Below are 11,836 nucleotides of genomic sequence, written 5' to 3' on the forward strand. Positions count from 1 at the left end.
TCCCGTCAAGCCGAATGGTCCGTACCGCCCCCTCCCGGGGGACGGCGCGCGGAGTGGCGGCAGGGGTACGAGGGAGGCTTCCGTCCGCCCCTGGTATCGTTGACGTCGCAAATCCGACGTCCTTTAAGAGCCGTCCCGTGAGGCGGAGAAGGAGGTCCGTTTTTTCATGGACACCCAGCAGAAGTACGGCGACGACGCGCGGCCCGTTCTCGAGGCCCCGGACATCGCGCGGGTCCTGACCCGCATCGCACACGAGATCGTCGAGCGCGCCAAGGGCGCGGACGACGTGGTTCTCCTCGGCATTCCCACCCGCGGCGTCTTCCTCGCCCGCCGGCTCGCCGAGAAGCTCGAATCGATCACCGGCACCAAGATCCCGGTCGGCTCCCTGGACATCACCATGTACCGGGACGACCTGCGGATGAAGCCGGCCCGCGCCCTCGGCCGCACCGAGATCCCCGGTGACGGCGTCGACGGCCGCCTCGTCGTCCTCGTCGACGACGTGCTCTTCTCCGGCCGCACCATCCGCGCCGCCCTCGACGCCCTCGGCGACATCGGCCGCCCCCGTGCGGTCCAGCTCGCCGTCCTCGTCGACCGCGGCCACCGCGAGCTTCCGATCCGCGCCGACTACGTCGGCAAGAACCTCCCCACGTCGCTGCGGGAGACGGTCAAGGTCCAGCTCGCCGAGGAGGACGGTCGCGACACCGTCCTGCTCGGTGCCCGGCCCACCGCCTAGCCGGACCGGCTTTCCCCCGCGGGGCCGGGGCACCCCCCTGCGCCCCCGCATGCCCTCACACCTCCCCACCACGGAGAGACACACCGATGATGCGTCACCTCATCTCGGCCGCCGACCTCACCCGCGACGACGCCGTCCTGATCCTCGACACCGCCGAGGAGATGGCCCGGGTGGCCGACCGGCCCATCCGGAAGCTGCCGACCCTGCGCGGCCGGACCATCTGCAACCTGTTCTTCGAGGACTCCACCCGGACCCGGATCTCCTTCGAGGCCGCCGAGAAGCGCCTCTCCGCCGACGTCATCAACTTCGCGGCCAAGGGCTCCAGCGTCTCCAAGGGCGAGTCCCTCAAGGACACCGCGCAGACCCTGGAGGCCATGGGCGTCGACGCGGTCGTCATCCGCCACGGCGCCTCCGGAGCCCCGTACCGCCTCGCCACCTCCGGCTGGATCGACGCCCCCGTCATCAACGCCGGCGACGGCACCCACCAGCACCCCACCCAGGCCCTCCTGGACGCCTTCACCATGCGCCGCCGCCTGGTCGGCCGCGACGCCGGACTCGGCCAGGACCTCGCGGGCAAGCGGATCACGCTCGTCGGCGACGTCCTGCACAGCCGCGTCGCCCGCTCCAACGTCGACCTGCTGCACACCCTCGGCGCGGAGGTCACCCTGGTGGCCCCGCCCACCCTGGTCCCCGTCGGCGTCGAGACCTGGCCCTGCGAGGTCTCGTACGACCTCGACCGCGTGCTGCCGAAGTCCGACGCGGTCATGATGCTGCGTGTGCAGCGAGAGCGGATGAACGCCGCCTTCTTCCCCACCGAGCGCGAGTACTCCCGCCGGTACGGGCTCGACGGCGAGCGGATGGCGAAGATGCCCGAGCACGCCATCGTCATGCACCCCGGCCCCATGGTCCGCGGCATGGAGATCACCGCCGAGGTCGCCGACTCCGACCGCTGCACGGTCGTCGAGCAGGTCGCCAACGGCGTCTCCGTCCGGATGGCGGTCCTCTACCTGCTTCTGGGCGGCAACGACTCCGCCGTCACCCACACCCGTACCGAGGAGAACAAGTAACCATGAGCAAGACTCTGATCCGCGGTGCGCAGGTGCTGGGCGGCGAGATCCAGGACGTCCTGATCGACGGCGAGACCATCGCCGAGGTCGGCACCGGCCTGTCCGCCGAGGGCGCCACCGTGATCGAGGCCGACGGCCAGATCCTGCTGCCCGGCCTCGTCGACCTCCACACCCATCTGCGCGAGCCCGGCCGCGAGGACTCCGAGACCGTCCTCACCGGCACCCGCGCCGCCGCCTCCGGTGGCTTCACGGCCGTCTTCGCCATGGCCAACACCCACCCGGTCGCCGACACCGCCGGCGTCGTCGAGCAGGTCTACCGGCTCGGCAAGGAGTCCGGCTACTGCGACGTGCAGCCCATCGGCGCCGTCACCGTCGGCCTGGAGGGCAAGAAGCTCGCCGAGCTCGGCGCCATGCACGACTCCGCCGCCGGCGTCACCGTCTTCTCCGACGACGGCAAGTGCGTCGACGACGCCGTGATCATGCGCCGCGCCCTGGAGTACGTGAAGGCCTTCGACGGCGTCGTCGCCCAGCACGCCCAGGAGCCCCGCCTCACCGAGGGCGCCCAGATGAACGAGGGCATCGTCTCGGCCGAGCTCGGTCTCGGCGGCTGGCCGGCCGTCGCCGAGGAGTCGATCATCGCCCGCGACGTCCTCCTCGCCGAGCACGTCGGCTCCCGCGTCCACATCTGCCACCTCTCCACGGCCGGCTCCGTCGAGATCGTCCGCTGGGCCAAGTCCCGCGGCATCGACGTCACCGCCGAGGTCACCCCGCACCACCTCCTCCTCACCGACGAGATGGTCCGGAGCTACAACCCCGTCTACAAGGTCAACCCGCCGCTGCGCACCGAGAAGGACGTCCTCGCGCTCCGCGAGGCGCTGGCCGACGGCACGATCGACATCGTCGCCACCGACCACGCCCCGCACCCCCACGAGGACAAGGACTGCGAGTGGGCCGCGGCCGCCATGGGCATGGTCGGCCTGGAGACGGCGCTCTCCGTCGTCCAGCAGACGATGGTCGAGACCGGCCTCCTCGACTGGGCCGGCGTCGCCGACCGGATGTCCTTCGCGCCCGCCCGCATCGGCCGGGCCACGGGCCACGGACGGCCCGTCTCGGCTGGTGAGCCCGCGAACCTGACGCTGGTCGATCCGGCTTACCGTGGTGTCGTGGACCCCGCGGACTTCGCCTCCCGCAGCCGAAACACCCCCTACGAGGGCCGTGAGCTGCCGGGACGCGTCACCCACACCTTCCTGCGGGGCCGGGCAACGGTCGTGGACGGGAAGCTGGCGTGACACCACTCATCGCAATCGCCGCAGAGGCTGCCGAGCAGAAGTCGGCGGAGGTGACCGACTGGGCCGGACGGCTCGGCTGGGTCGCCGGACTGCTGCTCTTCATCGCCTTCGTGTACTGGCTGATGCGCCAGGGCTGGAAGTGGCGCGGCAGCCTCCAGTCGGACCTCCCCGAACTCCCCACCGCGCCCGAATCGGCCGGTACGGCGAAACTGACTCTCAGCGGGCGCTACCACGGCTCCACGACCGCCGGGCAGTGGCTCGACCGGATCGTGGCCCACGGCCTCGGCACCCGTAGCCGCGTCGAGCTCACGCTCACCGACGCCGGGATCCAGGTCGTACGCCCCGGGGCGAACGACTTCTTCGTCCCGGCCGAGGCCCTGCGCGAGGCCCGCCTCGACAAGGGCATCGCGGGCAAGGTCCTCGCCGAGGGCGGCCTGCTGATCATCACCTGGACGCACGGCGACAAGCTGCTCGACTCCGGCTTCCGGTCCGACCGGGCGGCCGAGCACACCGCCTGGGTCGAGACCATCAACTCCATGATCAACACGACGGAAGGCATCGCACGATGACGACCTCCACAAGGGGAGCCGCCAAGACTCCCGCCGTACTCGTCCTGGAGGACGGCCGCATCTTCCGCGGCCGCGCCTACGGGGCCGTGGGGGAGACCTTCGGCGAGGCCGTGTTCTCCACCGGCATGACCGGCTACCAGGAGACCCTCACCGACCCGTCGTACCACCGCCAGGTCGTCGTCATGACCGCCCCGCACGTCGGCAACACGGGCGTCAACGACGAGGACCCCGAGTCCGGCCGCATCTGGGTCTCCGGCTACGTCGTCCGCGACCCCGCCCGCGTCTCCTCCAACTGGCGCGCCCGGCGCTCGCTGGACGAGGAGCTCCGCGAGCAGGGCGTCGTCGGCATCTCCGGCGTCGACACCCGCGCCCTCACCCGCCACCTGCGCGAGAGCGGCGCCATGCGCGTCGGCATCTTCTCCGGCAGCGCGCTGCCCGACGAGGGCACCATGCTCGCCGAGGTCCGCCAGCAGCCCGAGATGAAGGGCGCGGACCTCTCCGCCGAGGTCGCCACCAAGGAGACGTACGTCGTCCCCGCGATCGGCACCAAGAAGTTCACCGTCGCCGCGATCGACCTCGGCATCAAGGGCATGACCCCGCACCGCATGGCCGAGCGCGGCATCGAGGTCCACGTGCTGCCCGCCACCGCGACCGTCGAGGACGTGTACGCGGTCGCCCCGGACGGCGTGTTCTTCTCCAACGGCCCGGGCGACCCCGCCACCGCGGACGGCCCCGTCGCCCTCATGCAGGCCGTCCTGGAGCGCAGGACGCCGCTGTTCGGCATCTGCTTCGGCAACCAGATCCTCGGCCGCGCGCTCGGCTTCGGCACCTACAAGCTGAAGTACGGCCACCGGGGCATCAACCAGCCGGTCCAGGACCGTACGACCGGCAAGGTCGAGATCACCGCGCACAACCACGGCTTCGCCGTCGACGCGCCCCTCGACAAGGTCTCCGACACCCCCTTCGGGCGTGCCGAGGTCTCGCACGTCTGCCTGAACGACAACGTCGTGGAAGGCCTCCAGCTGCTCGACCAGCCGGCCTTCTCCGTCCAGTACCACCCCGAGGCGGCCGCGGGCCCGCACGACGCCGCGTACCTCTTCGACCGTTTCGTATCCCTGATGGAGGCCGAGCGTGCCTAAGCGCACCGATATCCAGTCCGTCCTGGTCATCGGCTCCGGCCCGATCGTCATCGGCCAGGCCGCCGAGTTCGACTACTCCGGCACCCAGGCCTGCCGCATCCTCAAGGCCGAGGGCCTGCGAGTGATCCTGGTCAACTCCAACCCGGCCACGATCATGACCGACCCGGAGATCGCCGACGCCACGTACGTCGAGCCGATCACCCCCGAGTTCGTCGAGAAGATCATCGCCAAGGAGCGCCCCGACGCCCTCCTGCCCACCCTCGGCGGCCAGACCGCGCTCAACACCGCGATCTCCATGCATGAGCAGGGCGTCCTGGAGAAGTACGGCGTCGAGCTCATCGGCGCCAACGTCGAGGCCATCAACAAGGGCGAGGACCGCGACCTCTTCAAGGGCGTCGTCGAGGCCGTCAAGGCCAAGATCGGCTACGGCGAGTCCGCCCGCTCGGTCATCTGCCACTCGATGGACGACGTCATCAAGGGCGTCGACACCCTCGGCGGCTACCCCGTCGTCGTCCGCCCCTCCTTCACCATGGGCGGCGCCGGCTCCGGCTTCGCCCACGACGAGGAGGAGCTGCGCCGCATCGCCGGCCAGGGCCTGACGCTCTCCCCGACCACCGAGGTGCTCCTGGAGGAGTCCATCCTCGGCTGGAAGGAGTACGAGCTGGAGCTGATGCGCGACAAGAACGACAACGTCGTGGTCGTCTGCTCCATCGAGAACTTCGACCCGATGGGCGTCCACACCGGTGACTCGATCACCGTCGCCCCGGCGATGACGCTCACCGACCGCGAGTACCAGCGGCTGCGCGACATCGGCATCGCGATCATCCGCGAGGTCGGCGTCGACACCGGCGGCTGCAACATCCAGTTCGCGATCGACCCGGTCGACGGCCGGATCATCGTCATCGAGATGAACCCGCGCGTCTCCCGCTCCTCGGCGCTCGCCTCCAAGGCGACCGGCTTCCCGATCGCCAAGATCGCGGCCCGCCTCGCCGTCGGCTACACGCTGGACGAGATCCCGAACGACATCACGGAGAAGACGCCGGCGTCCTTCGAGCCCACGCTCGACTACGTCGTCGTCAAGGCCCCGCGGTTCGCCTTCGAGAAGTTCCCCTCCGCCGACTCCACGCTGACCACGACCATGAAGTCGGTCGGCGAGGCCATGGCGATCGGCCGCAACTTCACCGAGGCCCTCCAGAAGGCGCTGCGCTCCCTGGAGAAGAAGGGCTCGCAGTTCACCTTCGTCGGCGACCCGACTGCCTCCATGTCGAAGGACGAGCTGCTCCGCGAAGCGGTCCGCCCGACCGACGGCCGCATCAACACCGTCATGCAGGCCATCCGCGCCGGAGCCACCCCGCAGGAGGTCTTCGACGCCACGAAGATCGACCCGTGGTTCGTCGACCAGCTCTTCCTGATCAAGGAGATCGCCGACGAGCTGGCCGCCGCCGAGAAGCTCCACCCGGAGATCCTCGCCGAGGCCAAGCGCCACGGCTTCTCCGACGCCCAGATCGCCGAGATCCGCGGTCTGCGCGAGGACGTCGTCCGCGAGGTCCGGCACGCCCTCGGCGTCCGCCCGGTCTACAAGACGGTCGACACCTGCGCCGCCGAGTTCGCCGCCAAGACCCCGTACTTCTACTCCTCGTACGACGAGGAGACCGAGGTCGCGCCCCGCACCAAGCCTGCCGTGATCATCCTGGGCTCCGGCCCGAACCGCATCGGCCAGGGCATCGAGTTCGACTACTCCTGCGTCCACGCCTCCTTCGCTCTGAGCGACGCCGGCTACGAGACCGTGATGGTCAACTGCAACCCGGAGACCGTGTCCACGGACTACGACACCTCCGACCGCCTGTACTTCGAGCCGCTGACGCTCGAGGACGTCCTGGAGATCGTCCACGCCGAGACCCTCGCCGGCCCCGTCGCCGGTGTCGTCGTCCAGCTCGGCGGCCAGACCCCGCTGGGCCTCTCGCAGGCGCTCAAGGACAACGGCGTGCCGGTCGTCGGCACCTCCCCGGAGGCCATCCACGCCGCCGAGGACCGCGGCGCCTTCGGCCAGGTCCTCGCCGACGCGGGCCTCCCGGCCCCCAAGCACGGCACCGCGACCACCTTCGCCGGCGCCAAGGCCATCGCCGACGAGATCGGCTACCCCGTCCTCGTACGCCCCTCGTACGTGCTCGGCGGCCGCGGCATGGAGATCGTGTACGACGAGGCCCGCCTGGAGTCGTACATCGCCGAGTCCACCGAGATCAGCCCCACCCGGCCGGTCCTGGTCGACCGCTTCCTCGACGACGCCATCGAGATCGACGTCGACGCCCTCTACGACGGCCACGAGCTCTACCTCGGCGGCGTCATGGAGCACATCGAGGAAGCCGGCATCCACTCCGGCGACTCGGCCTGCGCCCTGCCCCCGATCACCCTCGGCGGCTTCGACATCAAGCGCCTGCGCACCTCCACCGAGGCCATCGCCAAGGGCGTCGGCGTGCGCGGCCTGATCAACATCCAGTTCGCCATGGCCGGCGACATCCTGTACGTCCTGGAGGCCAACCCGCGCGCCTCCCGGACCGTCCCCTTCACCTCGAAGGCGACCGCCGTCCCGCTCGCGAAGGCCGCCGCCCGCATCTCGCTCGGCGCCACCATCGCCGAGCTGCGCGCCGAGGGCATGCTGCCGAAGACCGGCGACGGCGGCACCCTGCCGCTGGACGCGCCGATCTCCGTCAAGGAGGCCGTGATGCCGTGGTCGCGCTTCCGCGACGTGCACGGCCGCGGCGTCGACACCGTCCTCGGCCCGGAGATGCGCTCCACCGGCGAGGTCATGGGCATCGACGCGGTCTTCGGCACGGCGTACGCCAAGTCGCAGGCCGGCGCCTACGGCCCGCTGCCCACCAAGGGCCGCGCGTTCATCTCGGTCGCCAACCGCGACAAGCGCTCGATGATCTTCCCGGCGCGCGAGCTGGTCGCCCACGGCTTCGAGCTGATGGCCACCTCGGGCACGGCCGAGGTCCTCAAGCGCAACGGCATCAACGCCACGATCGTCCGCAAGCTGAGCGAGGGCGAGGGCCCCGACGGCGAGAAGACGATCGTCCAGCTCATCCACGACGGCCAGGTCGACCTGATCGTCAACACCCCGTACGGCACCGGTGGCCGCCTCGACGGCTACGAGATCCGAACGGCCGCGGTGGCGCGCAGCGTCCCGTGCCTCACCACGGTCCAGGCGCTCGCCGCGGCCGTCCAGGGCATCGACGCGCTCAACCGGGGCGATGTCGGGGTCCGCTCGCTCCAGGAACACGCGGAGCACCTGACCGCGGCCCGCGACTAGCAACCCACGAGGGGGACACCGGAAACGGTGTCCCCCTCTTGCTGAGGACACCCACATGTACAAGTTCTTCTTCCAGCTCGTCTTCAAGCGCATGGACCCCGAGCAGGCCCACTACCTGGCCTTCCGCTGGATCCGCCTCGCCGCCCGCGTCCCCGTCCTGCGGACCTTCGTCGCCGCCGTCCTCGCGCCCCGGTACAAGGAACTGCGCACCGAGGCCCTCGGCCTGCGGATGCACGGCCCCTTCGGGCTCGCCGCCGGCTTCGACAAGAACGCCGTCGCCATCGACGGCATGTCGATGCTCGGCTTCGACCACGTCGAGATCGGCACCGTCACCGGCGAGGCCCAGCCCGGCAACCCGAAGAAGCGCCTCTTCCGGCTGATCCCGGACCGCGCGCTCATCAACCGCATGGGCTTCAACAACGAGGGCTCCGCCGCCGTCGCCGAACGCCTCCACGCGCGCGTACCGGTCTTCAGGACCGTCGTCGGCGTCAACATCGGCAAGACGAAGGTCGTCCCCGAGGCCGAGGCCGCCGCCGATTACGTGAAGTCCACCGAGCGTCTCGCCGCGCACGCCGACTACCTCGTCGTCAACGTCTCCTCGCCGAACACCCCCGGCCTGCGCAACCTCCAGGCCACCGAGTCCCTGCGCCCGCTCCTCACGGCCGTACGGGAAGCCGCCGACCGCACGGTCACCGACCGCCGCGTCCCCCTCCTGGTCAAGATCGCCCCCGACCTGGCAGACGAGGACGTCGACGCGGTCGCCGACCTCGCCCTGGAGCTCGGCCTCGACGGCATCATCGCCACCAACACCACCATCGCGCGCGAGGGCCTCGGCCTGAAGTCCGACCCCGCGCTGATCAAGGAGACCGGCGGCCTCTCCGGCGCGCCCGTCAAGGAGCGCTCCCTCGCGGTCCTCAGGCGCCTCCACGCGCGCGTGGGCGACCGGCTGGTCCTCGTGGGCGTCGGAGGCATCGAGAACGCCGAGGACGCCTGGCAGCGCATCCTCGCCGGCGCCACCCTGATCCAGGGCTACAGCGCCTTCATCTACGAGGGCCCGTTCTATGCCCGCGCGATCCACAAGGGCCTCGCCGCGCGCCTCGCGGCCTCCCCGTACGCCACCCTCGCCGAGGCCGTCGGCGCCGACTCCCGAAAGGCCACCCCGTGACGCTCTCCTTCGGCACCCGTCTGCGCTCCGCGATGGATGAGCGGGGTCCGCTCTGTGTCGGCATCGACCCGCACGCCGCCCTGCTCGACTCCTGGGGCCTGACCGACGACATCGCCGGTCTCGAGCGGTTCACCTTCACCGTCGTCGAGGCGCTCGCGGACACCGTGGCCGTCTTCAAGCCGCAGTCCGCCTTCTTCGAGCGCTTCGGCTCGCGCGGCGTCGCCGTCCTGGAGCGCGCCGTCGCCGATCTGCGCGCGGCGGGCGGTCTGGTCGTCATGGACGCCAAGCGCGGCGACATCGGCTCCACCATGGCCGCGTACGCCGAGACCTACCTGCGCAAGGACTCCCCGCTCTTCTCCGACGCGCTCACGGTCTCCCCGTACCTCGGCTACGGCTCCCTGAAGCCGGCCGTCGACCTGGCCCGCGAGTCCGGCGCCGGTCTCTTCGTCCTGGCCCTGACCTCCAACCCGGAGGGCGCGGAGGTCCAGCGTGCCGTCCGCGAGGACGGTCGCACGATCGGCGCGACCATGCTGGCCCACCTCGCCGCGGAGAACGCGGGGGAGACCCCGATGGGCTCCTTCGGCGCGGTCGTCGGCGCCACCCTCGGCGACCTGTCCTCGTTCGACCTGGACATCAACGGTCCCCTCCTCGCCCCCGGCATCGGCGCCCAGGGCGCGACCCCGGCCGACCTCCCGGCCGTCTTCGGCGCGGCCGTCGGCAACGTCGTCCCGAACGTCAGCCGCGGGGTCCTGCGGCACGGACCGGACGCCGCCGCGCTGCGGGACTCGGCGCACCGGTACGCGGACGAGATCCGCGCGGCCGTCGGCGGGTAACGAGCTCCACGGTCTCTCCGCAGGTCGGAGCGGATCGACCCGGATGTCGGACCTGTTTCGGCCCGGTGACCGGCCCGGTGGGACGACCCGTCCCACCGGGCCGTCTCACTCCTTGACGAAAACTTGGCTCAAAACCGGGTCGTTTTGCCGGAAAAGTCCCGGTCGGTCGATGCTGACCAGGACTTTTCCTCCGTTCTCGCTGACTGGAGCGGCCTCGGCCGCTAGTCTCCGGGGCAGAGCAGGCGTTCAACGACCACTCCGTTGAGCGTTGCTCCACTGGTGTGGGGCGCGAGGTTCCTCACCGGTCCGTATCCGACAGATCGACATCCGAGGTGACGTAGGCGTGGCTCTTCCGCCCCTTACCCCTGAACAGCGCGCAGCCGCGCTCGAAAAGGCCGCCGCGGCTCGCCGGGAGCGGGCCGAGGTCAAGAATCGACTCAAGCACTCCGGCGCCTCCCTTCACGAGGTCATCAAGACCGGCCAGGAGAACGACGTCATCGGCAAGATGAAGGTCTCCGCGCTGCTCGAGTCCCTGCCCGGCGTGGGCAAGGTCCGCGCCAAGCAGATCATGGAGCGGCTCGGCATCTCCGAGAGCCGCCGAGTGCGCGGTCTCGGTTCCAACCAGATCGCCTCCCTGGAGCGCGAGTTCGGCAGCACCGGCGCCTGATCCGGCGACCGGTCCGGCTTCGGATCCGGGGCACGCGTCCCGGGCACACCGGTAAAGCTGGAATAATCGCTGCATGGCAGCAGAGGTACGTCCGCGGCTGACCGTGCTCTCCGGCCCCTCAGGGGTCGGCAAGAGCACGGTCGTCGCTCATATGCGCAAGGTCCACCCCGAGGTCTGGCTCTCGGTGTCGGCGACGACACGGAAGCCCCGCCCCGGCGAGAAGCACGGCGTCCATTACTTCTTCGTGGCGGACGACGAGTTCGACAAGCTGATCGCCAACGGTGAGCTCCTCGAATGGGCCGAGTTCGCGGGCAACCGGTACGGCACCCCGCGCCGCGCGGTCCTCGACCGCCTTGACGCCGGCGAGCCCGTGCTCCTGGAGATCGACCTCCAGGGCGCCCGCCAGGTGAAGGACTCGATGTCCGAGTCCCAGCTGGTCTTCCTGGCCCCGCCGAGCTGGGAGGAACTGGTCCGCCGCCTCACCGGCCGCGGCACCGAGTCGCCCGAGGTCATCGAGCGCCGTCTCGCCGCCGCGAAGGTGGAGCTGGCCGCCGAGTCGGAGTTCGACACCACGCTCGTCAACACCTCCGTCGAGGACGTTGCGCGCGAGCTGCTAACGTTGATGCTGTTGACTTCTGGGGAATGATCCACTTGTTCCCCCGGACACCCAACGGTTGTCCGATCCTTTTTCCATCTTCGGAAGGTAGAGCGTGTCCTCTTCCATCACCGCGCCCGAGGGCATCATCAACCCGCCGATCGACGAGCTGCTCGAGGCCACGGACTCGAAGTACAGCCTCGTGATCTACGCGGCCAAGCGCGCGCGTCAGATCAATGCGTACTACTCCCAGCTCGGCGAGGGCCTGCTGGAGTACGTGGGTCCGCTGGTCGACACCCACGTCCACGAGAAGCCGCTCTCGATCGCCCTGCGCGAGATCAACGCGGGTCTGCTGACGTCCGAGGCCATCGAGGGCCCGGCCACGTAAGCACGTCACGTTCCTTCACCACAGGCCCGGCGGAACATCCGCCGGGCCTGTGGTGTCTCATGGAGTCGTAGGCATCCGAGT

The 11,836-nt window shown here is 70.3% G+C and carries 11 protein-coding genes; all 11 read left to right on the forward strand.

Going from position 1 to position 11,836, the window contains the following annotated elements; translation table 11 throughout:
* Positions 1-166 precede the first annotated feature (166 nt).
* Positions 167-733, forward strand: a complete 567-nt coding sequence (gene pyrR, locus N5875_RS31900) for a bifunctional pyr operon transcriptional regulator/uracil phosphoribosyltransferase PyrR (RefSeq protein WP_266963942.1) — start codon at positions 167-169, stop codon at positions 731-733.
* A gap of 86 nt (positions 734-819) precedes the next feature.
* Positions 820-1,800, forward strand: coding sequence for an aspartate carbamoyltransferase catalytic subunit (locus tag N5875_RS31905; RefSeq protein WP_318206771.1), 981 nt, complete (start codon positions 820-822; stop codon positions 1,798-1,800).
* A gap of 2 nt (positions 1,801-1,802) precedes the next feature.
* Positions 1,803-3,089 carry a dihydroorotase gene (locus N5875_RS31910; protein ID WP_318206770.1) on the forward strand — a complete coding sequence of 429 codons (1,287 nt, stop codon included), beginning with the start codon at positions 1,803-1,805 and terminating at the stop codon, positions 3,087-3,089.
* Positions 3,086-3,658, forward strand: a complete 573-nt coding sequence (locus tag N5875_RS31915; protein ID WP_338497663.1) for a hypothetical protein — start codon at positions 3,086-3,088, stop codon at positions 3,656-3,658. Before N5875_RS31910 ends, N5875_RS31915 begins: the two co-directional genes overlap by 4 nt.
* Positions 3,655-4,797, forward strand: a complete 1,143-nt coding sequence (gene carA, locus N5875_RS31920; protein WP_318206768.1) for a glutamine-hydrolyzing carbamoyl-phosphate synthase small subunit — start codon at positions 3,655-3,657, stop codon at positions 4,795-4,797. The genes N5875_RS31915 and carA overlap by 4 nt, the downstream gene beginning before the upstream one ends.
* Positions 4,790-8,107, forward strand: a complete 3,318-nt coding sequence (gene carB, locus N5875_RS31925) for a carbamoyl-phosphate synthase large subunit (protein WP_318206767.1) — start codon at positions 4,790-4,792, stop codon at positions 8,105-8,107. The genes carA and carB overlap by 8 nt, the downstream gene beginning before the upstream one ends.
* Before the next feature lie 55 nt (positions 8,108-8,162).
* Positions 8,163-9,272 carry a quinone-dependent dihydroorotate dehydrogenase gene (locus tag N5875_RS31930; protein WP_318206766.1) on the forward strand — a complete coding sequence of 370 codons (1,110 nt, stop codon included), beginning with the start codon at positions 8,163-8,165 and terminating at the stop codon, positions 9,270-9,272.
* Entirely contained in the window at positions 9,269-10,105 is an 837-nt protein-coding gene (pyrF, locus tag N5875_RS31935) for an orotidine-5'-phosphate decarboxylase (RefSeq protein WP_318206765.1), read from the forward strand. The genes N5875_RS31930 and pyrF overlap by 4 nt, the downstream gene beginning before the upstream one ends.
* 343 nt (positions 10,106-10,448) lie before the next feature.
* Positions 10,449-10,772: an integration host factor gene (locus N5875_RS31940; RefSeq protein WP_030204477.1), complete on the forward strand. Its 324-nt coding sequence runs from the start codon at positions 10,449-10,451 to the stop codon at positions 10,770-10,772.
* Between the two features lie 73 nt (positions 10,773-10,845).
* Complete coding sequence (gmk, locus tag N5875_RS31945; RefSeq protein ID WP_318206764.1) at positions 10,846-11,418, forward strand: guanylate kinase; 573 nt, start codon at positions 10,846-10,848, stop codon at positions 11,416-11,418.
* Between the two features lie 64 nt (positions 11,419-11,482).
* A complete protein-coding gene (gene rpoZ / locus N5875_RS31950; protein ID WP_030316319.1) occupies positions 11,483-11,755 on the forward strand; it encodes a DNA-directed RNA polymerase subunit omega in 273 nt (90 codons plus the stop codon).
* The last annotated feature ends 81 nt before the right edge of the window (positions 11,756-11,836 follow it).

It is taken from the genome of Streptomyces sp. SJL17-4 (assembly GCF_036826855.1).
Classification (GTDB): Bacteria; Actinomycetota; Actinomycetes; order Streptomycetales; family Streptomycetaceae; genus Streptomyces.